This window comes from Brevibacterium sediminis (assembly GCF_013623905.1).
GTDB lineage: Bacteria > Actinomycetota > Actinomycetes > Actinomycetales > Brevibacteriaceae > Brevibacterium > Brevibacterium sediminis.
The window spans coordinates 79,881-104,849 of sequence record NZ_JABKDD010000002.1; the positions used below are offsets into that span (position 1 = coordinate 79,881).

The window sequence follows — 24,969 nt, forward strand, 5'->3', positions numbered from 1 at the left end:
CATCAGGGAAGTCGTGAAGACGCGAGGTGTGTCGGTCAAACTGGGGCGAAGTTCACCGAATTCCCAGGCGGCGGCTGGACGTCCCCGGTTCGCGCCTACCACCCGCCGGTGCCGTGCCTGTATGCGGCCAGCAGACCCTGAGGGACCTCCTCGGCGAGGAGGGCGAAAGTGCGGTGGTCGCACCACTGCCCATCGATGTGCATGTACTTCTCGCGCAGCCCCTCATCGCGCAGACCCAGCTTCTCGACCACGCGCAGGCTCGCGGTGTTCTCCGGGCGGATGTTGATTTCGATGCGGTGGAGTCCGAGGGCGAAGAAGCAGTGGTCGGCGGCCATCGCCACGGCGACCGGGGTGATACCGCGCCCGGCCACGCGCGAGTCGATCCAGTAACCGATCTGCCCGGACAGGATCGAACCCCAGCTCAGTCCCGATACGGTGATCTGTCCGCGGAAGTTCCCGTCGACCTCGATGGCGAACGGCACGGTCTGCCCGCGTTTGGCCTGTTTGTCCTGCATCCGCACCATCGTGCGGAACCCCGGCAGCTCCTGGCCCGGCGCAGGCAGGGTCGCATCCCACGGGCGCAGCCAGTCGCGGTTGAATCGGCGGACCTCTCGCCAGGCCTCTTCGTCGCGGCGGCGCAGCGGTCGCAGCACGATATCGGACTGTCGATCAGTCAGGATGACAGGCCACACACGGCTGCCCTCGCTCTCGGGATCAAGGTCGGTCTGCCCGGACGGGCTGAACCAGGACGGTCGGATCGGTCCTGTGTCGGCGCTCAGTCCAGCGTCGGCACGAACTCGCGCAGCCACGCTTTGAGGTCGTCGCCGAGGTCCTCCCGGTCGCACGCGATCTGCACAACGGCCTTGAGGTAGTCGAGCTTGTCTCCCGTGTCGTAGCGGGCGCCCTTGAACACGACTCCGTAGACTCCGTGGCCCTCGTCGTCTCCGGCGAGCTCCTGCAGGGCATCGGTGAGCTGGATCTCGTTGCCGCGTCCCGGCTTCGTCGTCTCGAGGACATCGAAGATCTCCGGCGCCAGCACGTAGCGGCCGATGATGGCGAGATTCGACGGAGCATCCTCGGTGGCGGGCTTCTCGACGAGGTCGGTGACCTTGACGACCTCGTCGTCAGCAGTGGACTCGACGGCGGCACAGCCGTAGAGGTGGATCGCCTCGGGCGGAACCTCCATGAGGGCGACGACACTGCCGCCGGTCTTCTCCGCGACCTCGATCATCTTCGGCAGGATCGGGCTGCGCTCATCGATGAGGTCATCACCGAGGAGGACCGCGAACGGCTCATTGCCCACATGCTGACGCCCCTTGAGCACGGCATGGCCGAGTCCCTTGGGGTCGCCCTGGCGCACATAGTGGATATCAGCGAGTTCCGAGGGATGGCGCACCGCGGCGAGCTTCTTGTCGTCGCCCTTCTGCGCGAGCGCTGCCTCGAGCCCGTCAACCCGGTCGAAATGATCCTCCAGCGGCCGCTTGTTCCGACCGGTGATCATGAGAACGTCCTGCAGACCGGCATCGACGGCTTCCTCGATGACGTACTGGATCGCCGGCTTATCGACGACCGGGAGCATCTCTTTGGGGGTGGCTTTCGTGGCGGGGAGGAACCGAGTTCCGAGACCGGCGACGGGGATCACGGCCTTGCGAACGGTGCGCTGCACTTCATCACTCATGAAGTCATCTTAACGAATCCGCCAACCCCGGTTAGTCTGAAATGCGTGGACTCACAAACTTCGAAGGCGCAGCTGCGGTCCCGCATCCGCGCAGCTCGCGCAGACCGCTCCCTCATCGAGGCGACTCCGGGGACCACGGAGGCTGCGGGGACGGTGGCGGCCGCTGCGTGGGACCTCATCCGAGAAACACCGGTTCGTTCCCTTCTTGCCTATGCGGCGCTGCCCGGAGAGCCGGACCTCGACCCGGCACTCGATCAGTTTCTCGCATCCGGCGGCACCGTCTACCTGCCCGTCGTCACCAAGGTGGGCGAACCTTTGATGTTCGGCCAGGTCACTGGTTCAATGGCCAGCCTGAGACCGCAGGGACGATGGGGAATCCGCGAACCGGCCCGGGATGGTGAGCTGCTCACCGCCGCCCAGCTGCTCTCCCCCACGATCGGCCTCGACCTCGTCTTCGTCCCCGCCCTGGGCTTCGGCACCGATGGTGCTCGGCTGGGAAACGGAGGCGGCTTCTACGACAGGACCTTCGGCCCGCACGGGGCCGAGCCTCTCGGGTCGGGCGTTTTCGGATCGGGACTTCCTGGTTCCGAGCCCCCTGGTTCCGCGCCCCCTGGTTCGGAACGCAATGGTTCGGCAGCTTCTGATTCGGAAGCTCCTGGCTCTGGTCCCCGCGTTGTCGGGGTGTGCTTCGCCGACGAGCTCAACCTCAAGGGTCTCGCCGCAGAAGTCTGGGACCTGCGCATCCCGGAGGCCGTCACCGACGACGGAACTCACATCTTCACGGCCTGATCGTCGGGAATCAGCACCCACTCGCGCGTGTTGATATGTGGATAACCTTGTGCATATCCCGGACCGGTGCTCCGGGGAGGTTCCGACGTGCACTATAATCTTGTCGTCGAAGAAAGGTCTCGAATGCCCGTCTACTCCTACACCTGCAAGAGCTGTGGTCACGCCTTTGATATTCATCAGGACTTCAGCGATGACTCACTCACCGTCTGCCCGGAATGCCAGGGCCGCCTGAAGAAGGTCTTCGGCGCCGTGGGCATCAGCTTCAAGGGATCCGGCTTCTACGCCACTGACTCCCGCTCGAGCAAGTCGAGCACCGTCAGCTCCTCGAGTTCAGACTCCTCCTCGAAGGAGTCCTCGAGCTCGTCGTCGAAGGAATCCTCCAGCACGTCGACTTCGTCATCGAGCAGCTCCTCGGCAGCGAGCACCCCAGCCGCAAGCTGAGCGACGCCGGTCGCCAGCTGACACTTCCCAGCCGCCAGCTGACAGCCGGCACCTACAGGTGATTCACCTCAGCCGCCAGCCGACCGAATGCCGCGACGAACCGGCTCTCGTCACTCAGACACCAATCGCCTGTGGACGACACGAACTGTCCACAGGCAAGTACCGTACCCTTGCCGCGGGCCGCGCACCGCCGCAGACTCGGCGCATGGGCATCTTCCACCGCATCCGGTCCTCGTCTTCTAGCTGGTCACGGCCGTCTCGCATTCGGCCGCAGCGCATCCTCGCCGCCGTCTGCCTCGCGTGCGCCTGCGCTCTTGCCGTCTGGGTGCTCACACCGAGCAGCGCAGGAACGGCGATCGTCGTCGCGAAGTCGGACCTGGCGCCCGGAACCGAGCTCAAGGCCCAGGACCTCACTCTCACTCAGTTCCCTTCCGACCTCGTCCCCGACAAGGCATTCAGGTCCGTTGAAGAGGTGAAGGGACGGGCCACCTCGGCGGGGTTGTCGAAGGGGTCACCTCTGACCTCGTCGATCGTTCTCGATCAGCAGGCGCTGCCCAAAGGCAGTCGCGATCTGCTCATGCCGATCCGTCTGGCCGATGACGCCTCGGCGGCACTGCTCCAACCGGGGCAGAAGATCCGCCTCTTCTCGTCCCTGCCCGATGGCGGGTCGGAAGTCGTCGTCGAGAAAGTGACGATCGCCCGCCTCGTCGACAAACCCGAAGGAATAGCCGCGGAGTCAGGACAACTTGTTTCCGTGATCCTCTCCGCCGATGACGCCGGGCGTGTCGCCGAGTTCGCCGGACTCCCCATCAGCTTTGCAATCCTCCCTCGCTGAACCATGCCATCGCCGGGCCGTTCGCCCTGCTGATCTGCGGTAGTCGGAGACGTCTGCATTCACCTGACCGGCATTCATCACTGCGTTCCGACTACCCGGAGCATCACAACGATTACCCGAAGCGTCAATACGATGATCAGACTCGCAGAACATTTCTGCTGACAATGAGTTACCCATGTGTACTATTGGAACGTAATTGAGCTATTCGATAACAGCATTTCAGTGAACACACACCGAGAGGGTTTCTCTAATGCTTAAGGGATTCAGAGACTTCATTCTCCAGGGGAATGTCGTCGAACTCGCAACAGCGGTCATCATCGGCGGCGCTTTCACCGCCATCGTCACCGCCTTCTCCGACAAGATCATCAACCCGCTCATCGCCGCTGTCGGTGGTGCTGAGGGACCGGCCCTGCAGATCCCGCTCAAGGAAGGCGTGCCCGAGGCCACCCTTGATATCGGTGCGGTCATCACTGCGGCCATCAACTTCCTCATCGTGGCCGCCATCGTCTACTTCATCATCATCGTGCCGATGAACAAGCTCAACGAGCTGCGCAAGCGCGGAGCTCCCGAAGAAGAAGTTCCTCCGACCACCGAGGATCTGCTCGGCGACATCCGAGAGATCCTGCGCAACCAGGTTGCCTCGCCTGCCGGACCCGCCGAAGGTCCCGCCACCGACGGTCCGATCGATCCGAACCAGCCTCCGCGGCACTGATCACCAGCCGATCGCAAAGAAGGCCCGCTCGCATCCGAGAGCGGGCCTTCTTCATGTCTGAAACCTCTCCAGCCCGCTTGAAACCTATCGGCCCGTCTGAAACCTATCGGGCTATCTGAGACCGATCGGGCGCTATTGACCGACCGTAAAGGGCGGGGAGATGCCCGGTCAGATCGAAGCCACCAGACGGATCAGGAGCTATGACCAGTGCGGGGGCTTCTGCGAACGGTAGTAGTCCTCGCTGAAGCCGCCGCCACCGGAGTCGGCTTCATTGCGCAGAGTCGCTCGATATCGACGCTTCGCCGCTTCGACCCGGGCCCTCCGAGACTCAGCAGTTTCGGCATCGCCGTCGCCGTGTGGTGGCTCTGTCGGCTCAGCGCCGGACTCGCCATCGCCGTGCGATGGCCCTTCCAGCTCGGTGCTCGACCCGCTGACGCTGGCATCAACCGATTCTCGGTCGCAATCAGCATCCTCGCTGCCGGCGGGCCGGTCAGGCATCGTCGTTCTTCGACCCCGACTTCGCCGAGGCGGTCCCGTCCGTCCCGGATTCAGCCGACTCCGACTCCCCCGACTCCGCCTCGGCCGAATCCGACCCGCCAAAGTCAGCGGCGGTCGAATCCTCGTCGGCCGAATCCGAGTCTGCGGACTCGGCCCTAGCCGCGCTGGCGGCCCCAGCGTCGTGCGTGGCAGTTGCCTCCGCGGACGAACCTGCACTGTCCTCACCGGCACTGTCAGACTTCGCATCAACCGAATCAGCGTGGGCGAGCTCGTCGGCCGCCTCGGGGACCTGGTCATTGCTTGCGGTCTGCACGAGGCCGGCGGAGCGGAGCTCATCGGCACGGATCTTACCGGTGTCGAAGGTCGGCAGGATGTCGTCTTCGACGGGTCCAGTCGAGTTCGACCGTGGGATGAACACCTCAGCGCCCGTGACTTTCTTCGCCTGCGCATGGCGTTCGCGGTAGCGGTCCACGGCGGCCTGCAGCTGGGAATCGCCGCGGCTCGAGTTGCCCTTCTGCGCCAGCGCGGTGCGCAGCAGGTCCTTGATCTCACCGTCGCCGCGCACGACCGCATCCGACTGGATCCAGTCGATCATCTGATCGAGGCCTTCGGCGGAGTACTTGTGCATCGGCAGACCGGGCACGAGCTTCGGTCGGCTGCCGGTGCGGCCGACGACCACCGAGGCGGCACGCGCCGCATTGAGAACGGCCTGCGGGCTCATCGTCTCCACGGTGGCACGCCAGGTCTCGAAGATCTTCTCGGTCTCGGTCTGCGGGTCGACGAACGCATCGGTCGACCACACGCGCATGAACTTCCAGCCTCGGCGGCTCAGCTGTTCGGGCAGCACCCGGTCCCGCTGGCGCAGGCTGCGCATCGACGCGTATTCGGGTCCGTCACCGGCGACGGCGATGATCATTCCGTGCTCGTCCTCGGTGGAGTTCGCCACGGCCAGGTCGATGCCGTTGTAGTGTTCGTGAGCGACGACGCCGAGCTGCAGCAGCCGGTCGGCGATGTCATTGAACAGCGGATCGTAGATCTCGCCGTGCGGTCCGGGCTGGTGGACGCCGCCGGTCGCGACCTCCTCGAGCAGCTGCGGGAGCATGACCGCTCCCCCGTTGAGTTTGCTGCGGTCGAAGTCCTCGGCCTCGATGCTCGAGACCAGGGTCAGCCGCTTCCTGGCCCGCGTCATCGTGGCCGCGAGGATGCGACGACCGTCCGGCCCGGAGAGCGGACCGAAGTCGTGGATGACGCGACCGTGGACGGTGCGGCCATAGCCGAGGGTGAAGATCACGGCATCGCGCGACATGCCCTGGACGCGTTCGGCGTCGGTGACGACGAATGGTTCCTTCGAAGAATCGTTGAAGAACGCCGCCACATACGGCAGATCCTTCATCGCCCGTGAGATCGCCGTCGCCACTCGCTGAGCGTGATGCGGGGTGAGCGCGACGACGGCCAATGACTCCCGCGACCGATTCCGCGCGTGCTTGAGCACCAGATCGACGACGCGTTTGACCTCGGCATCGGGGCTCTCGACCCGACCGGTCCCGATGTCCGTGGGGCCCCTGCCGTCGGCGACATAGGAGAATTCGAGGCCGCTGCCCTCACCGGTATGCGCGGTCGGCAGCGTCGAAATCGTCGAATCGTAGAAGTGCCGGTTGGCCAGGTCGATGAGCCCGACCGGGGACAAGCGGTAGGAGTTCGACAGTCGCATCCGCGGCAGGAACTCGCCGAGGCGGTCCTGCACCGAGCGGGGATGTTTCCCGTCGTCCATGCCGAAGCGATCGACCGCGATCGAGAACGGGCGCGGTCCGAGCAGGCGGGAGTCTCCGAGGGAGATGACCTGACGGGCTCGGGTGATTCCGGGGACGACATCGGCGACCGACAGCCGTCCGGCATCGGCGATGACGACCGCATCGAAGAGAGGCAGAGCGGAGAAGAGTTCGGGCACCGTGTACGGGCTGCCCATCCACACCGGGGCCAGAGTCGTCAGCAGTTCGGGTGCCTGCGTGGAGATCCGCTTCGTCGAGGTGTGCTTCGACAGCAGCTCCTGTTTGATGACTCCGGCGGCGATCGGATCGGATTCGATTCCGCGCTTCCATGCCTGCGCATGGTTGTAGCGCAGTCGGGAGGCACCGGCGGCGACGAAGGCGCGGTCGTTCTCGCGGAAGCCTTCGGCCACCTGGTGGAGAGCGGCACCGTCGTGGCGACCGATCGCAGGATCTTCACCGGCCATGGTCTGCAGTACGGAGGCCCAATATGCGAGGTCGAACTCGGGGCCGACGAGTGACTCGTCGACCTTGCGCCTGCGCAGATCGGCCATGAGATCGCCGAGGCCCTCGCCGTCGAGTTCACGCTGCAGGCGGGACCGTTCGGGCAGATCGGCGAGGTTCTCCGAATCGCTGCCCATCGCTTCGGCACGTGCCTGAAGTTCCTCGATGAGCATCGATCCGAGGTCCCCGCCGTCCGGCGTCGTCTCGAGGATCGGGGCGAGCTTGGCCATATCGGCTTCCACGCTCTGGAGGATCTCGTCGGCTTCGAGGACGCCGCGCGGGATCTGCGGGCGGCCGTCATGTCCGGCGAGGTCCGAAAGGATGACCCGCTGGGCGCGGACGTCGATGAGTGCCTCGTGGAGGTCAGCCACCTCGGCGCCGGGCCGGAGGAACTCCGCGGCCGACTTCTTCAGTCGACGGCGCTGCATCATGCCCATCTCGACGCCGACATCGGCCCGGTATTCGGGTGTGCCGGTGGCGGCGATGAGGTCATCGAGGCGGTGGTCGTAGATGTCGGGTGCGAAGTTGTCGAGCGTCTTGCGCACGCGCAGGAGCACGCGGACGGCGCGGGACCAGTCGTCGACATTGCGGCGCGGATTGAGTTTCGCCTTCTGCAGCACCGGTTCGGTGGCAGCGACGAGGTCGGGGATCATCCGACCGATGCGTTCGGCCACGGTGCGTGCGGCTTCGGCCTCTTCGACGGATTTGAGATCGGCTCCGAACCAGACGGTGTCTTCGACATCGAGGGTGAAAGCACCCAGTCCGGCGAGTTCACCGAGTTTGCCGCGCAGGATGTTCCGGCGGTCGTCGCTGGCGCCGAGGATATCGTCATCGAAGCGCACCGGTGTCTGCGGGGAGTCATCACCGGAGGTCAGTTCGGCGAGGTGCTGCATGGTTTCGTAGACGGAGACGTCCCACGGCTTGCGCCTGCGGTGCAGGGAGGAGACGTGGTCGGCCAGAATCGCCCGCTGTTCGTTGAGTTCGGTCAGCAGGAAGGACAGGTCCGGGCGTTCGGACTTCTCTGCCGAGGCGATGAGACCGATGAGCTGTTTGCGGATGTCTTCCGAACCAGCGCGGGTGTCGACCGCGAAGTCGGAGAGTCCGACCTCGCCGAGGCGAGCAGAGAAATCGTCGAGCGCATCGGAGGTCTGCGCGAGGAAGAGGACGCTCTTGCCGGTGTGTGCCAGTGTGGTGGCCACGGCGACGGCAACCTGGGTGGCACCGGTTCCGGGCGGGGTGTCGACGACGACGGAGTGACCGGACACGGCAGCGTCGACGACGGCCTGCTGGTCACCGTCGACGTCGATGACGAGGAATTCCTCCTGCGGCTTCCGGTCGGGAAGCGGGGTGATCGGCTCCTGAAGCGCAGCGGGTACGACGTCTTCACCGTCGGCTTCAGCCGCGGGTGCTGTCTTCTCAGACTTGGTCGCCGATACAGCTTCGGCTTCGGTCGACGTCTTCTCGTCGTCGGTGGTCGTGTCGACGGCGGACTCGGCGGCAGTGACCGGCTCTGCGGCATCGAGTGGTTCGTCGGTGATCGGCACGGTCGGCTGACCGTAGTCCTCATCGGCATCCGCTTCATCAGCGGCACCGGCAGCTGCCTCGGACGAAGCATTCTCGGCCGCAGGCTTCTCGGACGCAGCTTTCTCACCGGTCTTCTCGCCGCCGGTTGCCGACTCATCAGCGGACTCAGCAGCATCCTCGGCGAGGTCGCCTTCTGCCGTTTCCGCAGTCTTCGTCCCACCTCCGGACTTCGCAGCGTCCGCGGAGGTCGCTTCCGGCGCTGACTTCTCATCGCCTGCGGGTTCGGTGTCCTTGTCTGCGGACTCGGCGGCAGCGGCGACGCCGGCGACTCTCTTCGCTTCGGCTCGCTTCTGCTCGGCTTCGGCCTTCTCGGCGGCGGCGATCTTCTCGTCCGGGAGCACGCCCGGCTGCGGCACATACGAGGGCCCGCCGAGGGAGGCACGCACGTCCTCGTCACCGGCCAGCGCCCGCAGAACGGGATGCTGGGTAGGCAGGTAGTCGGTAGAGAACGGGTTTGCGATGTTCGCGAACGTCGAGATGATCAGGCGGTGGTTGATCCGCAGACCGGGCACGTTCTGCCCCAGATCGCGCAGGCGGTCGAGAGCCGGGCCCGGGTCGAAGCCGTGCGGTCCGCCGGTCGCGTCGACCCATTCGTCGACGGGCACGTCGAGGTCGTATTCCTCGCGCAGATGCTGGACGAGAGCGGGGTTGATCGTGATCTCGTTGTCGAGCACGATCTCGTAGTCCTCGACTCGGGACCCACGAGGCACCAGCGTGATGTGGCGCATGACGACGGGGGCGTTGAACTTGAACTTCGCGTCCTTTTCCGTCCACGAAGCGAATCCGAGCGCCAGGTGGGCGGTGCGGATGCCGCGTTCGTTGTCGAGCTGTTCTGCCTTCGACCGGATGGATTTCGCACGCCGACGCGCGTCCGTGAGGATGTCGTGGTCGCGGATTAGGCTGGAGAGTCGGGTGGCGCGACCGGCCAGCAACTGTGCCAGGCCGGAGGGGTGGGCGCCGGAGAGGTCGATGCTGCCGTCACGGGAGTCCCGGAAATGAAGCATGGTGTCGCGACCGCCCAGATGGGCAGCCTGCTTCTTCCACTCGGCGAAGACATCTCCGAGTTCTGGGAACTGTTCGTCTCTAACGGAATCCGACACAATTCGACCCTAACGAGAATCTGTCCATAATAGGTGCTGGCACACCGTGGAACAGTGAGGTTTCTTCTACGCTACACTGGGTGATCGTGGTTGAGGACGACCACCTGGCCCCCGTAGCTCAGGGGATAGAGCACCGCTCTCCTAAAGCGGGTGTCGGCAGTTCGAATCTGCCCGGGGGCGCCAGAACCACCTGTCCGAGCAAGATCCACTTGCCGATGTCGCCCAGACCCACCATCGCCGAGGCGGCCGATCGTATCGATCGGCCGCCTCGGTGATTGGCTTCCGGCCTGAAGGATCCGCTCCTCGTGATCGGGATTCACGGACTCAGGCGGGGTCTAGAGGCCAGGCTCTGCCGGGGCCTCGTTGCTCTTGCGGCGACCGTGATCGCGGGCGACGCGGACGACCATCGTCGGGCACTGCGAGTACGGCAGCACCGACTGCGAGGTCGAACCGAGCAGGAGGCCGGCGAATCCGCCGCGGCCACGCGAGCCGATGACGAGCACTTCGGCCGTGTCAGAGGCTCGGACGAGCACCTCGGCGGGCTGGCCGTCGAAGAGCGTCCACGTGACGTCGAGATCAGGGAACTCTTCGGCCAGCCGCTGTTTGGCGACGACGAGCTTGTCCGCGCCCTCGTTGACGAGGCGCTCGAGGTCGGCGGTGCTCGGCAGCCACTCGGGACCGATGACCGTTGTGGTGATCACGGCGACGATGTGCAGCGGTGAGCCACGGCGCACAGCCAATCGGGCCGCCTTCCACAGCGCCGGGGATTCGGCGCCGAGAGAGTCGACGCCGACGACGACCTTCCCGTCGAAGCGCAGACCTTCGATCGACTCGGCATTGGGGTCGTGGGTTTCGACCTCGACGCCGTCCTGTCGGATCGGCCGCGACGAGGTCGGGTGCGCGGGGCGCTCGGCCTGGTTGTCCCAGCAGGAGGGGACGACGACCGTCGGGCACGCGGAGTGCGCCGGCAGAGCGCTCGAGACCGTGCCGAGGAGACGACCGGCGAAGCCGCCGCGCCCGCGGGAGCCGACGACGGTGAGGCAGCCGGTCTTCGATTCGTCGATGAGCACACCAGCGGCGTCTCCGATCTCGATGACCGCCTCGACGGGAACACCGGCGGCCTTCACCTCGGCGGCGGCCTCCTTGAGCGTGTTCGTCACGGCCGCACGGATCGAGCTGTCGTCGATGGGCACATAGGACACATCGATCGCGGCCGCGGCCACGCTCGGGATCGTGTAGGCGCCGACGAGGCGGATCGGACGGTCCAGGGAGCGCGCCTCTTGGATCGCCCAGGCCAGGGCGTTGCGGCTCGGCGGCGAACCGTCGATTCCGACGATGACGGCTTCGGGCTCACCGGCCGGGGCCGGGTCGGGGTTCTGTGGGCGATCCTGCTCACTCATCGCAAGCTCCTTGGGTCGAAGCGAACTTCTGTTTCGTCCACCCTAGAGCACATTGACGGTGAGAACTTCACCTATGTCACATCGTTATCCGAATTGCGCCAACATATGGACAACACGGTCCCCTATCTGGGACGATGCCCCGTTTTCAGGAGGCGCTGGAGTTGTTGTCAGGCAGCGCTGGAGTACTCGAGGAATGGTCGCCACTTCTCGACGGGCTTGTCGATCCCACGCATCCACAGCTGACCCAGGCGGGGCTCCTGCGGCAGGAAGCTGAGCTTCCAGCCGATCTCGCTGAGAGTGCGATTGCCCTTGCGATTGTTGCATTCGCGGCAGCACGCGACGAGATTCTCCCAGGTGTTCGCTCCTCCGCGGGACCGTGGGACGACGTGGTCGACGGTGTACGCCGGTTTCGAGCAATAGGCGCAGCGGTGGCCGTCGCGACGCAGGACTCCGCGACGGGAGAGCGAGACGCGGCGGTTGCTCGGCGGGCGCACATAGCGGGTGAGCAGGATGACGGAGGGCTGATCGAGACTCATGTGCTCGGATCTCACCGGAATGTCCTCTGCGGCCAGAACTGTCGCCTTTCCGGTCAGCACGAGCACCACGGCTCGTGTGAACGGAACGATCGACAGCGGTTCATAACCGGCGTTCAGCACGAGAGTCTTCATATCTCGCCCCTCATCTTCTTCTCTATCGGGCCGAAACCGGCTGCCCCAGCCCAGGGAACACAAAAGGCGCCGTGCTCATGGGCACGACGCCTGGGAAAGAGGGCACGGAGACAGATATGTACTCCGCACCAGAGACTGGAGCGGCTATTCGAATTATTCGACTATGCCCCATCCGCTTTCCTTCGCATCAGCGGTTGACACCACTTGGTGTCCACCATTTATGGAACTCAATCTTCTCCAGAGTAACGCCGCGCGCGCCCGTGACCCAATTCATACGGCTAGCGTCACGGAAACTTCGGTTTCCGTTCACCGAATCTGGTAGGTGCGAGTGTGCGCCCGAAGGTTCCGGGCATACGAAAGCTCCCCGTGCGACTCGAGGACCGTCGAGTCTCACGGGGAGCAATCGGAAAGAAGATCAGAGAACGCGGATGAAGGTGACGTTGCCCATCCAGCTGTAGCTGCGCTTCGAGGTTCCCGAGCTCGGCGAACCGGCATCGTACATCTGTCCGCCACCGGCGTAGATGCCGACGTGGCCGGGGTGCCAGATGAGGTCACCGGGCTTGGCTTCGGACTGCGAGACGATCTGGCCTGCACCCTTCTGTGCACCGGAGGTGCGGGGCAGGTTCACGCCGACGTGGCTGTAGACCCACGAGGTGTAGCCGGAGCAGTCCCAGCCGCTCTGGCTGGTTCCGCCCATGACGTAGGGGGTTCCGACGCCCTTCTGGGCCCAGGCGAGGACCTGCTCGGCCTTGGATCCGTCGATGGATCCCGAGTCCTTGGAGTCGGACTCGCCCGAATCGGACGATCCGCTGTTGGCGGTGTCGTCGGAGGTTCCGGCGGATTCGTCGGAGGAGGGAGTCGAGGTTTCGACCGGCTTGGGCTTCGGCTTGGGCTTGGGAGCAGCTTCAGCGGTGATGGCCTTGCTCTCGACACCGAAGGAATCGGACTTCTTGTCGTCCTTCTTGTCCTTCGAGTCGTCGCCGATGGTGACGGTCTGGTTCTCGAAATCGACCTTCTGGGTGGTCTCGGCTTCTGCGGAGACCTTGCTCTGGTCGTCGGCTCCCTGGCCGGCGGCCGGCATCACTGCGGCTGTCAGCAGACCACCGCTGGCAGCGACAACTGCTGCGCGACGGCCGAAGACGCCTGAGTTGGCGTTCAGAAGTTCAGTGAGTTCGGTCAGTGGAGTCTTGACCTTGGCATCGGCGGCGCGGCGGCCATGCTGCTTAGTTGCCACGTTTTCCCTCTCGCACCTATTGGCTTTCCGGGCCAACCGCCGCTCTTGGTCCTTGGTATCCCACAGCGAGCGCGGCGTTCGGTTCTCGCTGTGCAGTCGTCATTGCGTGAACGACCTCCACAACTGTAACCAATCGGTGACTGATTGTCACGTTTTTGTCACAACCACCGGAGGAAAACCGTGATGTTTTCCATAAAACCGCAGGTCAGAGGCTCTAAATGGCGTAGAATATTCGTAACATTTTCTCGTTATACGACGTGACCCAGGGGTGGAAAATCCACTCCCTGGGTCAGAGATCACAGTCATTTGTAACGAATCGGGGTTCGGGCACCCGCTCTTTCGTTACCGTTGCTCGGTCTCGTCGTTATCGAGACACAGCGCTGCCGTCACCGAAACGCCCTCTCGTCCCGTTACCGAGACTCAGTCTCGCCGCTATCGGCGGAGGCCTCTGGGCGTCTCAGCTTCGGTAGGCGAAGACGTGCGAGGCGGTCTCGACAGGCAGGTCGAGTACGTCCTGCGCGCCGCGCACCTGCACGGTGATGTATTCGCCGTTGCGAGAGATTTCGACGTCGCTGCCCGGCAGGACGCCGGCGACCTGGAACTGCTGAAGCAGATGGATATCGACCTGCAGGGGTTCGGCCAGCCAAGCGATCGTCAGCTTCTTCGCACCGTCCCGGCCGACTGCCGTGGCGAGGTCGATGACGTCGGTGGTCTTCGAGGCCTCGCCGCCGATGACGTCGAGTCCGGGGATCGGGTTGCCGTAGGGCCCGGTGGAGGTCTCCGAGAGCAGCGTCACGAGCTTGCGCTCGACCTGCTCGCTCATCACGTGCTCCCAGCGGCAGGCCTCGTCGTGGACGAGTTCCCATTCGAGTCCGACGACATCGGAGAGGAGACGCTCGGCAAGGCGGTGCTTGCGCATGACGTCGGTGGCGATCCGTCGGCCCTCCGGAGTGAGCTCGAGATGGCGGTCGTTGCCGACGTGGAGCAGTCCGTCGCGCTCCATCCGCGCCACGGTCTGTGACACGGTGGGGCCGGAATGGTCCAGGCGCTCGGCGATGCGGGCACGCAAAGGCACGATCGACTGTTCTTCGAGCTCGATGATCGATTTGAGGTACATCTCGGTTGTATCAATGAGGTCGTTCACTTCTGACCAGCCACTCCACTCTTCGTCTTCAGGTCGTTTCGACCGTTTCAGGCGTTGTCACCATTTCGGGTCGTTCCGACCCTGCCCCGCCCCGCACAGGCGAACCCGTTCGCGGCCGTTGCGATCTGCCCCAATCCTATCGTGCGTTCAGCAATTCCCGTGATTCGAGGATTCGCCCCGTCCCGGATGCGGCTTCGGTCGCCCCCTGACGGCTCGACCGGGGTGTGCATCTGCCCGCTCGGGAGGAATTCGCACCGGCCTGCTCAGCCCGCATTCGTGTAGGTCGTCTTGTGCACTGTGAAGAACTCGCGTGCCGCCCGAGCCTGTTCACGGGGACCATAGCTCGACCCTTTCCGTCCGCCGAAGGACACGTGATAGTCCACTCCTGCCGTCGGGGCATTGACCATGACCATTCCGGCATCGGCGTAACGCTTGAAGTGGGTCGAATATTTCAGTGAGGTCGTGAAGATGCCCGCGGACAGTCCGAACTCGGTGTCGTTGGCCACGGACAGCGCTTCGTCGTAGTCGGCGACCTCGATCACCGAGGCGACCGGACCGAAGACCTCTTCGACGTTGATCGTGTCGCCCGGCTTCGTGCCCGTGACGAGTGCGGGCGCGAGGAAGTACCCCTCCGTGTCCGAATCGATGAGCTCACCGCCGGTGACCTCCCCGCCTTCGGCTCGGGCCTTGGCGATGTAATCGAGGTCCTGGTCGAGTTGGGTCTTGGAGACCACGGGTCCGATGGCGACGCCCTCGGCGCGGGCGTCTCCGACGGTCAGCGCCGCCATCTTCTCCTTGAGCAGCGCGACGAATTCGTCGTGGACACCGGAGGTGACGATGAGGCGGGAGGACGCGGTGCAGCGCTGGCCGGTGGAGAAGAAGGCTCCGTTGATCGCGGCCTCGGCGGCCGCTTCGAGGTCGGCGTCGCCGAGCACGACGAGCGGATTCTTCCCGCCCATTTCGCACTGCACTCTGATCTGGTGGGCCGCAGCCGATGCGATGACGGACCGTCCGACGGCGACGGATCCGGTGAAGGTCACGGCGTCGACCTTCGCCGAGGTGGTCAGTGCGTCCCCAACCACGGAGCCCGGCCCCATGACGAGGTTGAGGACCCCATCGGGCAGTCCCGCCTCGGCGAGGATATCGACCAGTGCGTACGCACTGGCGGGGACGAGCTCGGCAGGTTTGAATGCGATCGTGTTGCCGAAGGCCAGAGCCGGGGCGATCTTCCAGGCCGGGATGGCGATCGGGAAGTTCCACGGGGTGATGATGCCGATGACGCCGATGGGCTCGTGCGTCATCTCGGCAATGAGTCCGGGGCGGACCGAGTCCACGACCTCACCGGTGTTGCGGATGGTCTCGCCGGCGAAGAACTTGAAGATCTGGGAAGCGCGCAGCACCTCGCCCTTGGCTTCGGCGAGCTGTTTGCCCTCTTCCCGGGCGAGCAGATCGCCGAGTTCATCGGCACGTTCGGCGATGAGGCTGCCGGCCTTGTCGAGGATCGCGAATCGCTGCTGTGAGCCGAGGTCCGCCCAGGCGGGGGCGGCAGCGCGGGCGGCAGCGATCGCCGAGGCGACCGTGGCGGCATCCGCGCGGGCGTACCGGCCGATCACATCGGACGGGTCGGACGGGTTCGTATTCGTCGACCGGTCGTCGCTGGGCACCCGTGCTCCGCCGATGAGGTTATCGAAGACGGCGTCGGGCCCGTACTGGGTGCTGAGTGCTGGGGGTGTCATGGGTGCTCCTTTGCATCGTCTGCGCCCGGTTGCGGTGCGCATGTTGTGACCATTGTGCTGGGTGGCCGGCGCCCTGTGCTGATTCGTTCTGCAACACGGCCCCGTGACGTGGACCAATGGCGCGCCGCTGATCCGCACCCCGAAACGGTGCTGTCGACCGCCGCTGCGCTGCGGCACAGCTCGACGGTGCTCAGGGGAGGAACCTCAGGGGTAGAGGCGGACGACCTCCCAGGCCGAGGCGTAATCGAGGTCGGCCGCGTCGTGACTGCCGTCGGCGCGGCGGAAGACCCACCGGTCGTGGAACCGGTTCTGCTGACCCTGCCAGAATTCGATCTCGAAGACGCGCACGCGGAATCCTCCCCAATGATCGGGCCGCGGCACGTCCTGACCCTCGAACTCGGCCGCCGCTGCATCGTATTCGGACTGCATCTGCTCGCGGCTGGTCACCGGCTGGGACTGCTTGGACACGGTCGCCCCGATCTGCGATCCACGGGGGCGCACGGCGAAGTACGCGTCCGAGTCCTCGGGGGCGGCCACCTCGGCGAGGCCGCGGATGCGGACCTGTCGTTCCATGTCCTGCCACGGGAAGTTCACGGCGATGCGGGGGTCGGCCCGCAGTTGCCGGCCCTTCGCGGAGTCGTAGTCGGTGAAGAACAGCAGTCCGCGCTCGTCGAGGCCTTTGAGCAGGACGATGCGCGAGCTCGGGCCCCATTCGTCCAGGGTCGAGACGGTCATCGCATTCGGTTCGCGGACATGGTCGGCCGCCTCGTCGTACCACTGGCGCAGCAGGTCCAGGGGTGCGGTGTCCGGGTGTTCGAAGACGGCTGAGTCATAGGACTTCCGGGTCTGCGGGAGACGATCGACGGGCTCACTCATGTCTTCACTCTACGACGCGGCACGGACACGAGTCAGCCGGGTCCCGCCTCGATGGGGCGGCCGAGGCGGGGAATGTCGAGTCGGCACGTCCGTCACATGACGGACCGGTCCCGGGCGCCGGGCGGGCCCGCCGTAGAATGTCGAGCGTGACTGCGACGAACATTGAGATCCCGAAGAACCTCCTGCCCGCCGACGGACGCTTCGGGTCCGGCCCGGCCCGCATCCGCCCCGCCCAGATCGAGGCGCTGACCTCGGCCGCGACCGAGGTGCTCGGCACCAGCCACCGCCAGGCTCCGGTGAAGAACCTCGTCGGCCGCATCCGCTCCGGACTGGCCGAGCTGTTCAGTCTGCCCGAAGGCTACGAAGTGGTGCTCGGCAACGGCGGATCCACCGTGTTCTGGGACATCGCGGCCTTCGGCCTCGTCCGCGAACGGGCCGCGCACGCGACCTTCGGCGAGTTCGGACAGAAGTTCGCGAAGGCCACCGACACCGCCCCGCACCTGAAGTCGTCCCTCGTCCTGGGCGCCGAACCGGGCACCGCTGCGATCCCGACACCGGAGGCCCTGGCTGCCGCTGGTCTCGTGGACTCCCCCGCCGAGGCGGCCACCGGAGAGTCCGCCGCCGACGTCTTCGCCTGGCCCCACAATGAGACCTCGACCGGTGTGGCCACTCGGATCGCACGTCCGACCGGGATCGCCGAGGATGCCCTCGTCGTCATCGATGCCACCTCAGGTGCCGGCGGACTGGCTGTCGACATCGCCGAGACCGACGTCTACTACTTCGCCCCGCAGAAGAACATGGGCTCCGACGGCGGACTGTGGGTGTCGATCATGTCGCCGCGCGCGATCGCCCGCGCGCAGGAGATCAAGGACTCCGGACGCTGGATCCCGACCTCGCTCGACCTCGTCACCGCGATCGAGAACTCGGCCAAGGACCAGACCTACAACACTCCGGCCGTGGCAACCCTGTTGCTGCTCGCCGAACAGATCGAGTGGATCAACGGCAACGGCGGTCTGTCCTGGGCAGCCGAGCGGACCGCTGAGTCCTCCGGGCTCGTCTACGACTGGGCGGATTCCACCGAGGCGGCCCACCCCTATGTTGCAGACGCTGCGGATCGTTCGTCGGTCGTGGCCACCGTCGATTTCGATGATTCGGTGAATGCTGCTGCTGTGGCCAAGGTGCTGCGGGCCAATGGCGTCGTCGACGTGGAGCCCTACCGCAAGCTCGGCCGCAACCAGCTGCGCATCGCGACCTTCGTCTCCGTCGACCCCGACGATGTGCGGGCACTGCTGGCCTGCATCGACTTCGTCATCGACGCCCTCAAGTAGCGCAGAGCCGCGACAGGCAGCTGCGGACGCAACGCATACGCAAGTTTCCAGTGTCGGCCGCCAGCACCTCGGCCGCGCAACTCCTCCACTCAGTGCCATAACGACCCGTTGCAAAGGGGTGTTATGGCACTCAGTGCGTCGGATGCGTTTGCCGCGGTAGGAGAAGCCACTCCGAGGACGTATTGCCGCAACCGGTGACGGATGCATGCGCCACGGGCGGAACTTGGGGCATCCCTCACCCTTCGCGACAAAACACCCCACTGCAACGAGGCGATTCGGCGCTCAAGGTGACAGATGCCCCAGCAGCCGTGGGAGAAGCCGCTACGGGCGCCAAGCTGACACTAATGGTGGGGGATGCTCACGTACCTGGCGAGGCTTCGAGCAACCCTCACCCTGCGCAGCAAATCACTCCACTGCAACGATGCAGTTAAGCCCTAACGGTGACGGATGCTTGCGAGCCTCAGGCGAAGAAGTGGATGAGCACGCCGATGCCGAAGGTGATGCCGGCGAGCATGGCGAGGATGAACTCGATGCCCGCGCCGAGGCCGATCGCCTTGATCGACTCCCAGCTGGAGTTCCACGCCGTCTTTCCGTCCTTGAGGCGGGAATACTCGGCGAGGTAGAGGCCGGCGACGAAGCCGATCGGCAGGCCCAGCACCGGAATGACGAAGAAGCCGATGACGGCGAGCACCCCGCCCAGCAGCACCGAGGAGTTCGGCACCTGCATGGACTTGAGTTTGCGGCCCGTGAGCACGAGCGAGGCGCTCATCCCGGCCGCGACGAACACGGCGACGATGGCGAAGATGATCCACGCGGTCGGTCCGCCGATGATGATCGCCCAGATGAGAACCGCGATGGCGATGAGGATCGACCCGGGCAGCACCGGCACGATGATGCCCAGGCAGCCGACGAGGATCGCCAGGCCGACGAGCACCGAGGTGATGATGTCAGTTGTCACAGTCCGTCCGTTTCCCTTGCTCGACCCTCGAATCCCTCGCCGAGGCGGTCGATCGAAAGTCTATGACACGAACCTCCGGGCCCGCCGAGTGCCAACCCCCGCAGAATGCCGGCTTCCGCCCGACACCGCCCCAGGGCGAACTCCCACCTGCGGACAGTTGCCCCGCCCGCTCGAACCCGTCAGTGTCCGCTGCCGCCCGGCGGCCTGCCCTGATAGCTCATGTGCAACCGGATCCGCGACTTCGGATCCCGATGGAGGCGCAGGTCCTTGGCCATGATCATCCACAGCAGGCCCACGGCGAAGGCGATGATCCCCGAGGCGGCTCCGACGACGAGCGCCATCCGCGGTCCGAAGGCATCGGCGACCCAGCCGGCCAGGGGTGCCCCGATCGGGGTGCCGCCCATGACGACGGCCGCGTAGATGGCCATGACTCGGCCGCGGTAGTTCGGCGCGGTGGTCGTCTGCACATAGGCGTTCGCCGAAGTCATCATCGTCAGCGATGCGAAGCCGACGAACATGAGCGAGGCGGCGAAGAGGTAGTAGTTGGACATCAGCGATGCCACGCCGACGGCCACACCGAATCCGCCGGCGGCGCCGAAGATGAAGCGCAGTCGGGGCTTCTCCCGCCTGGCCGAGGCGAGCGCCCCGGTCACCGAGCCTATGGCCATGACGGAGTTGAGCAGGCCGAAGCCGCTGGCGTCCTTGCCGAATTCGATCTTCGCCATCGTCGCCGTGTAGATGTTGAAGTTGAATCCGAAGGTCGCGACGATGAACAGCACGACGAGCACGACCGTGATGTCCGGGCGTCTGCGCAGATACTTCAGTCCGCCGAGGACTCCGCCCTTGCCGCGCCGACCGGAAGGGTGCAGCTTCGATTTGTCGAGCCGGAGGAGTACGGTGAGCGTCGCCGCGAAGCCGAGTCCGCTGATGAGGAAGACGGGACCGGGCCCGATGACAGCGGTGAGCACACCGGCCACGGCCGGACCGATCATGCGGGCGCCGTTGAAGGACGCCGAGTTGAGGCTGACGGCATTCGGCAGCAACTTCTCACCGACGAGTTCGGAGACGAAGGCCTGCCTGGCCGGGTTGTCCAGGGTTGTCAGCATCCCGAGCGTGAACGCAAGCACGTAGACGTGCCAGAGGACGATGACGTCGGTGATGGTGAGGACGAAGAGGACGAGTCCGATGAATCCCAGCAGCGCCTGAGTGACCATGAGCAGACGCCGTTTGTCGAACTTGTCGACGAGGTTGCCCGCGAACGGGAACATGATCAGCTGCGGGCCCAGCTGGAGAGCCATGGTGAGGCCGAGCGCCGAAGCGTTGTTGTCCGTGAGCATGGTCAGGACGATCCAGTCCTGCGCCGTGCGCTGCATCCATGTCCCGGTGTTGGAGATCAGGGCACCGGCGAACCAGTGCCGGTAGTTCGGCTCCGACAGTGACCGGAACATCTGGGACATCGAGTGGTTCAGCCCTCCTGGAACTCGAGCACGCCGGAGTAGTCGTCGACGACTGCTTCAGCAGGCTCGTTGTTCGGCCGTCTCACATCGGTCTCCGAATGCGCACCGCACCCGGATTCGAGTCCGACCACGCGACCGTCGAACGGCGACCACGCATTGGCGCAGACCCCGAACTTCTGGCGCAGCGATCCGGCGATCGGCATGAGGTAGCCGCAGCTGCCGCAGTGTCCGGCCGCGCGTGAGGCGAACTCGCTGTCGGGTCCGGCATCGGAATCCGACCACCGGCTCGCGGCCGCGCTCAGCCCGTCGGAGGAGAGCACGCGTTCACGACCGAGACCGAATTCGAAGTTCTGGATCTGGTCGACGTTGTCCGCCGAATTGTCCTCGGTCTGCTGGAAGCCCGGCTGCAGGTTCGGATCCTGGTCGAGCTTCGGCAGGGTGTCGCGCGGACCCATGTCGCCGGGTTCGAGTCGTTCCTCCCACGGCACCCATTCGGGGGCGACGAGGGCATCGGGCCCGGGCAGCAGCGCGGTTTCGCAGACCGTGACCTTCTTCGCACGCGGAGCGCGGGCGAGCACGGCCACCCACCGCCAACCGCGGTAGGTCGGGTCGGTGCACACGAAGTAGTGGGTGACGAGACGGGTCGCCTCGGCCACGGCGCCCAGGTGTTCGCCGACGACGGCGGTGCCGGCCACCTCGGTGATGGCGGTGCGTGCGATGTCGATCGCCGCGGCCAGCTGGGTGTCGAGGACGACCTTCTCCGTGCCCGATCGCGGACGACCGGTCTTCGATGCCTTCGCCGAGGCAGCCGTGCCGGAATCCGCGGCGACCGCACTTCCAGCGGCGGTCGATTCGCCCGCAGCGGTCGGCACATCGCTGCCTGGGGCCGCCTCGGTGGTCTGTTCGGCGTCGTTCTCGGCGGGCGCGGCGGTCTGCCGGGCCAGCCAATCACTGAACAGTGATGACATCAGGACTCCAAATCGTCGGCAATCGCCCGCAGCAGGCTGGCGACCTTGTTCCCATGGGTGGGGTCCGGGTAACGGCCGTGCTGCAGTCCGTTGTTGAGGTCATCCAAAACTTTGATGACATCTTCAACCATAACTGCCATGTCCACGGCCGGACGTCGGCGGGCCTTAGCGACTTTGCCGGGAGTGGTGATCGGGCGGGCCTTGAGCACCTGCGCTCCGCGGCGGGAATCGACGACATCGTATTCGAGCCGGGTGCCCTTGGTGACTTCGACTCCCTCGGGCAGCACGGAGGAATGGAGGAAGGCCTGCGAGCCGTCCTCGGCGATGACGAAGCCGAAGCCCTTGTCGGCATCGAACCATTTCACGCGTCCGGTGGGCATGATGTCCTTTCTGTCTGTTCGTACCCGTTGAAGCGGGCTGATCGTACGGTGCCCGCAGGTGCGGGCTGTGTGTCGGTCAGCTGCGGAGTCGGATTCCGCGGCCGGCAAGCAGGTCGGGTGGTGTGGTCGCTGTGCTCGTGTGCCCTCATCGCCGTCAGCCAGACCATGCCGACTGCGGGACCGAGGGCATCGCATCGGCGCTGTGATCCCTGGCTCTCACCTGTCCGTGGAGGTCACGTGCAGGGTGGCGGTGAGCACCTTGTCCGCGGCGGGAGATCACGGGGGCGTACGCGATTGGGTGGTCGGCCGCCTCGGCGAGGTGGGGATCCGCACCATTCGATCACACTGTGCGGGTGGGGCTCATGCCCGTACCCGAACCTGCGGGGTGAAGCATGAGTGATGGTTTCAGCGGTGGCCCACCCCGGTCTGTCTGCGTCGGATGGCGGCTCGGATCATGGCCACGCAGGCGAGGATGACGGCGATGGGCACGAGGATCATGGGCAGGTAGGTCAGCAGCGGACTGGGCGTCAGTCCCATCCAGGCCTGGCCGAGGACGCCGATGAGGCCGAGCGCCCCGATGGCTGCGGCGGCAACCGCGGCGACGACGATGGTCGTGTCGACTCGAGTGGCTGACAATGCGCGTCCTTCCGTCCGATCTCTGATCCTTCTCTGCGCCTCCATTGTACCCCTCGCGATAGACTGATCTGCGATGTCAATGACCTTCAGCCAGTGGCTGTCCCACAGTGCAGATGCCGACTTCGAGTCCTTCGTCCGGACTCGACGCGACCTCCTCCAACCCGAGTCCCCGACGATGGCGGCCCTGGCCGCGGCCGCGTCCTCGCGCATCGGGGTCTCCCGCGGCATCGAAGCTCTCGATGCGCAGTCGCTCGAGGTCTTCATCGCCTTGGCCAAGGCGGCCCGGACGACGCCGGAGATCAAGATCATGGGCAATCCGCATATCGATCCCGCCCTCGCCGAGGAGGCCCTGCCCCGACTGCGCGACCTCGGCCTGGCATGGCCGGCCGGTAGGGATGGGAACTGGCGGATCCAGTCCGAGGCCATCACCCTGCTGCCCACCTCGGCGGCCGAATCAGCCAGGGCATATCCGTGGCAGTTCAACCCTTCGTCGGTCGATGCGAGCACGGCCACGATCGGCCAGCCGCTCATCCACAACAGCGAACAGGCCGCCGTGGCCGAGGTCATCTCATCTCTGCGCGGCCTCGTCGATGAGCTCGCCGCCTCCCCGATCTCCCGGCTGACCAGCGGCGGCATCTCGAAACGAGACGTCTCCCGACTCGCCCGCACCCTCGAACTGGGTCTCGAGCAGACGATCACCCTGCTGCAGGCGGCGAAATCGCTGCACCTCATCGGGGTCCTCGACGATGCGCTCGATCCGCAGTGGACGGCCGCCGACGATGCCGACTCCGCCCTCGCCGGCGATCGTGCCGAACTGTGGGCGGCGCTGATCGGGGCGTGGCTGCGCGATCTGCTCGACGTCACGCAGCTGGCGGCGGGGGCGAGCGAGAACGAACGCCTCACGGTGCTCGCGGCTCCGAAGAAGTCCCTGTTCAAGGGCTATGGGCTGTCGGTGCCGGCGATGCCGCTGCTGCGCTTCGCCGTGCTCTCCGTCCTCCATGACATCGGTCTGGGCTCGGCACGGTCGGCCGGGTGGATCCATGCCGAGGTGCTGCGTCGGCATCCGCTCCTGCCGGCGCACGAATTCGCAATGACCGAGGCCGTTCTCCACACCTGTGTGAGCTTCGGGTTGGCGACGACTCCGCTGCAGGAGCCGGATCATTTCGGTCCGAGCCGGTTCGGTCTTCGACTGGCCGCCGGGCTGGATCGGGCGATGGCCGAGCATGCCGAGCAGGACCCCTCGATCCTGCCGTTGGGTGTGTCCGTCGAGGCCCTGACAGTGCCCGGCGATGTCATCGCCGCGGTCGCCGAGGGGCTGGGGGCCGAGGTCGACACAGTGCTCATCCAGTCCGATCTCACCGCCGTGGCCACCGGCCCGATCGAACCACGGGTCCACCGTATTCTGCGCAAGTATGCCGTCGTCGAGGCACGCGGCCAGGGCACCGTCTATCGCATCGACGCCGAGACCATCGAAGACACCATGCAGTCCGGGACCACCCCGGAGGAGGCCTTGGCCGAACTTGCAGGCATCAGTGCCGAAGAGCTGCCGTCGACCTTGGAATTCCTCGTGCAGAACACGGCCTCGAAGCTGCGCCGGGTGCGGGTGGCAGGGGCCCGGGCGGTGCTCATCGTCGACGACCCGGTCGACCTCGATGTCATCCTCTCCGATCAGGCGATGATGCCGGCCGGTCTCGAACGGCTGGCTCCGACCGTGGCGATCGCCCAGCTGGGCCCGGAGCGGACGATGCACCTGCTCGAGGCCGGGGATCATCATGCTCTGCTGCATTCGGCAGCCGGACCCGTGCGCAAACGTCGGGTGATCACCGAATCGGAACCCGAGGTCAGCGTGAGGCGACGTCCGCGGGTCAGCGACGGCCACCTCGGCGAATATATTCGGATCCTGCGGTCCGCACCGGCGGCGGCCGCCCAAATGAGCACGGATGAGCCTTTAGGGCATATGGATCGGCTGCGGGAAGCGGCGGAGGAGAAGCGTCGCGTGCTCATCCGGATCGCGGATTCCCACGGCAAGGAACGGACGATCGAGATGCTGCCGACCACCCTCAACGCCGGCCGCGTCCGCGGAGTGGTGACGACCACCGGCGCCGAGGCTTCCCTGTCCGTCGCCCGCATCGTCTCCGTCGACCCCTCCCCTTAATTGCTACCTGACGGGGGCCCAGCAACCTGGCGCGAGGTATCAGGGCCCCCGTCAGGTAGCTCGGAGCGGGAACAATCGAGGTGATGGACGTGTTGTGTCCTCTGGTGTCATCACACTTCGGG

At 65.6% G+C, this 24,969-nt stretch carries 20 protein-coding genes and 1 tRNA gene; 7 read left to right on the forward strand and 14 right to left on the reverse strand.

All coding sequences use genetic code 11. The annotated features are described in order from the left end of the window. Positions 1-95: 95 nt before the first annotated feature. Together HK108_RS04845 and galU are read right to left on the reverse strand one after the other, a co-directional pair. Positions 96-692, reverse strand: coding sequence for a GNAT family N-acetyltransferase (locus HK108_RS04845; RefSeq protein WP_139468299.1), 597 nt, complete (start codon positions 690-692; stop codon positions 96-98). A gap of 83 nt (positions 693-775) precedes the next feature. Then, the gene (gene galU / locus HK108_RS04850; protein ID WP_139468177.1) at positions 776-1,678 is read right to left on the reverse strand and encodes a UTP--glucose-1-phosphate uridylyltransferase GalU; all 903 of its coding nucleotides are present in this window, start codon (positions 1,676-1,678) and stop codon (positions 776-778) included. Positions 1,679-1,723: 45 nt separating this feature from the next. Here galU and HK108_RS04855 point away from each other — a divergent pair, with 45 nt between their 5' ends. From HK108_RS04855 to mscL, 4 genes are all read left to right on the forward strand, one after another. Continuing rightward, positions 1,724-2,467: a 5-formyltetrahydrofolate cyclo-ligase gene (locus HK108_RS04855; protein ID WP_229663987.1), complete on the forward strand. Its 744-nt coding sequence runs from the start codon at positions 1,724-1,726 to the stop codon at positions 2,465-2,467. A gap of 123 nt (positions 2,468-2,590) precedes the next feature. Continuing rightward, the gene (locus HK108_RS04860; protein ID WP_181270717.1) at positions 2,591-2,908 is read left to right on the forward strand and encodes an FmdB family zinc ribbon protein; all 318 of its coding nucleotides are present in this window, start codon (positions 2,591-2,593) and stop codon (positions 2,906-2,908) included. Between the two features lie 205 nt (positions 2,909-3,113). Continuing rightward, a complete protein-coding gene (locus HK108_RS04865; RefSeq protein WP_181270718.1) occupies positions 3,114-3,743 on the forward strand; it encodes an SAF domain-containing protein in 630 nt (209 codons plus the stop codon). Positions 3,744-3,993: 250 nt separating this feature from the next. Further along, entirely contained in the window at positions 3,994-4,455 is a 462-nt protein-coding gene (gene mscL, locus HK108_RS04870; protein WP_062862383.1) for a large conductance mechanosensitive channel protein MscL, read from the forward strand. Between the two features lie 490 nt (positions 4,456-4,945). Here the strand turns inward: mscL and HK108_RS04875 are convergent, their stop codons facing one another. Continuing rightward, the gene (locus tag HK108_RS04875) at positions 4,946-9,907 is read right to left on the reverse strand and encodes a PDDEXK-like endonuclease domain-containing protein (RefSeq protein WP_229663986.1); all 4,962 of its coding nucleotides are present in this window, start codon (positions 9,905-9,907) and stop codon (positions 4,946-4,948) included. A 107-nt stretch (positions 9,908-10,014) separates the two neighbouring features. Between HK108_RS04875 and HK108_RS04880 the strand changes: the two genes are divergently transcribed. After that, a tRNA-Arg gene (locus tag HK108_RS04880) sits at positions 10,015-10,090 on the forward strand. A gap of 152 nt (positions 10,091-10,242) precedes the next feature. On the opposite strand, the gene HK108_RS04885 is transcribed toward HK108_RS04880, so the two are convergent. The 6 genes from HK108_RS04885 to pdxH all read right to left on the reverse strand — a co-directional run bounded on the left by HK108_RS04885 (position 10,243) and on the right by pdxH (position 16,965). Further along, positions 10,243-11,307: a universal stress protein gene (locus tag HK108_RS04885; protein ID WP_139468173.1), complete on the reverse strand. Its 1,065-nt coding sequence runs from the start codon at positions 11,305-11,307 to the stop codon at positions 10,243-10,245. Positions 11,308-11,474: 167 nt separating this feature from the next. Beyond that, positions 11,475-11,975, reverse strand: coding sequence for an HNH endonuclease (locus HK108_RS04890; RefSeq protein ID WP_139468172.1), 501 nt, complete (start codon positions 11,973-11,975; stop codon positions 11,475-11,477). 415 nt (positions 11,976-12,390) lie between these two features. Next, complete coding sequence (locus HK108_RS04895) at positions 12,391-13,209, reverse strand: C40 family peptidase (protein WP_181270719.1); 819 nt, start codon at positions 13,207-13,209, stop codon at positions 12,391-12,393. A gap of 457 nt (positions 13,210-13,666) precedes the next feature. Next, on the reverse strand, positions 13,667-14,353 hold the full coding sequence (locus HK108_RS04900; protein WP_181270720.1) for an iron-dependent transcriptional repressor DtxR: 687 nt from the start codon (positions 14,351-14,353) through the stop codon (positions 13,667-13,669). A 263-nt stretch (positions 14,354-14,616) separates the two neighbouring features. Further along, positions 14,617-16,089: an aldehyde dehydrogenase family protein gene (locus tag HK108_RS04905; RefSeq protein WP_181270721.1), complete on the reverse strand. Its 1,473-nt coding sequence runs from the start codon at positions 16,087-16,089 to the stop codon at positions 14,617-14,619. A gap of 204 nt (positions 16,090-16,293) precedes the next feature. Then, the gene (gene pdxH, locus HK108_RS04910; RefSeq protein WP_181270722.1) at positions 16,294-16,965 is read right to left on the reverse strand and encodes a pyridoxamine 5'-phosphate oxidase; all 672 of its coding nucleotides are present in this window, start codon (positions 16,963-16,965) and stop codon (positions 16,294-16,296) included. A gap of 146 nt (positions 16,966-17,111) precedes the next feature. Between pdxH and serC the strand changes: the two genes are divergently transcribed. Next, positions 17,112-18,293, forward strand: a complete 1,182-nt coding sequence (serC, locus tag HK108_RS04915; RefSeq protein WP_181270723.1) for a phosphoserine transaminase — start codon at positions 17,112-17,114, stop codon at positions 18,291-18,293. Positions 18,294-18,753: 460 nt separating this feature from the next. On the opposite strand, the gene HK108_RS04920 is transcribed toward serC, so the two are convergent. From HK108_RS04920 to HK108_RS04940, 5 genes are all read right to left on the reverse strand, one after another. Beyond that, positions 18,754-19,251, reverse strand: a complete 498-nt coding sequence (locus tag HK108_RS04920) for a DUF456 domain-containing protein (protein ID WP_181270724.1) — start codon at positions 19,249-19,251, stop codon at positions 18,754-18,756. 179 nt (positions 19,252-19,430) lie between these two features. After that, the gene (locus HK108_RS04925) at positions 19,431-20,708 is read right to left on the reverse strand and encodes an MFS transporter (protein WP_181270725.1); all 1,278 of its coding nucleotides are present in this window, start codon (positions 20,706-20,708) and stop codon (positions 19,431-19,433) included. A gap of 8 nt (positions 20,709-20,716) precedes the next feature. After that, positions 20,717-21,676 carry a DUF3027 domain-containing protein gene (locus HK108_RS04930; RefSeq protein ID WP_181270726.1) on the reverse strand — a complete coding sequence of 320 codons (960 nt, stop codon included), beginning with the start codon at positions 21,674-21,676 and terminating at the stop codon, positions 20,717-20,719. Further along, complete coding sequence (locus HK108_RS04935) at positions 21,676-22,056, reverse strand: cold-shock protein (RefSeq protein WP_101543626.1); 381 nt, start codon at positions 22,054-22,056, stop codon at positions 21,676-21,678. Before HK108_RS04935 ends, HK108_RS04930 begins: the two co-directional genes overlap by 1 nt. A 405-nt stretch (positions 22,057-22,461) precedes the next feature. Continuing rightward, the gene (locus HK108_RS04940) at positions 22,462-22,692 is read right to left on the reverse strand and encodes a hypothetical protein (RefSeq protein WP_101543627.1); all 231 of its coding nucleotides are present in this window, start codon (positions 22,690-22,692) and stop codon (positions 22,462-22,464) included. Between the two features lie 73 nt (positions 22,693-22,765). Between HK108_RS04940 and HK108_RS04945 the strand changes: the two genes are divergently transcribed. Beyond that, positions 22,766-24,847: a helicase-associated domain-containing protein gene (locus HK108_RS04945; protein WP_181270727.1), complete on the forward strand. Its 2,082-nt coding sequence runs from the start codon at positions 22,766-22,768 to the stop codon at positions 24,845-24,847. Positions 24,848-24,969: the final 122 nt, after the last annotated feature.

What these genes read in the sequence shown, in the direction of transcription:
- galU (WP_139468177.1), bottom strand. Translation starts at nt 1,678, where the DNA reads ATGAGTGATGAAGTGCAGCGCACCGTTCGCAAGGCCGTGATCCCCGTC.
- HK108_RS04860 (WP_181270717.1), top strand. Translation starts at nt 2,591, where the DNA reads ATGCCCGTCTACTCCTACACCTGCAAGAGCTGTGGTCACGCCTTTGAT.
- HK108_RS04865 (WP_181270718.1), top strand. Translation starts at nt 3,114, where the DNA reads ATGGGCATCTTCCACCGCATCCGGTCCTCGTCTTCTAGCTGGTCACGG.
- mscL (WP_062862383.1), top strand. Translation starts at nt 3,994, where the DNA reads ATGCTTAAGGGATTCAGAGACTTCATTCTCCAGGGGAATGTCGTCGAA.
- HK108_RS04885 (WP_139468173.1), bottom strand. Translation starts at nt 11,307, where the DNA reads ATGAGTGAGCAGGATCGCCCACAGAACCCCGACCCGGCCCCGGCCGGT.
- HK108_RS04890 (WP_139468172.1), bottom strand. Translation starts at nt 11,975, where the DNA reads ATGAAGACTCTCGTGCTGAACGCCGGTTATGAACCGCTGTCGATCGTT.
- HK108_RS04905 (WP_181270721.1), bottom strand. Translation starts at nt 16,089, where the DNA reads ATGACACCCCCAGCACTCAGCACCCAGTACGGGCCCGACGCCGTCTTC.
- pdxH (WP_181270722.1), bottom strand. Translation starts at nt 16,965, where the DNA reads ATGAGTGAGCCCGTCGATCGTCTCCCGCAGACCCGGAAGTCCTATGAC.
- HK108_RS04925 (WP_181270725.1), bottom strand. Translation starts at nt 20,708, where the DNA reads ATGTCCCAGATGTTCCGGTCACTGTCGGAGCCGAACTACCGGCACTGG.
- HK108_RS04930 (WP_181270726.1), bottom strand. Translation starts at nt 21,676, where the DNA reads ATGTCATCACTGTTCAGTGATTGGCTGGCCCGGCAGACCGCCGCGCCC.
- HK108_RS04935 (WP_101543626.1), bottom strand. Translation starts at nt 22,056, where the DNA reads ATGCCCACCGGACGCGTGAAATGGTTCGATGCCGACAAGGGCTTCGGC.
- HK108_RS04945 (WP_181270727.1), top strand. Translation starts at nt 22,766, where the DNA reads ATGTCAATGACCTTCAGCCAGTGGCTGTCCCACAGTGCAGATGCCGAC.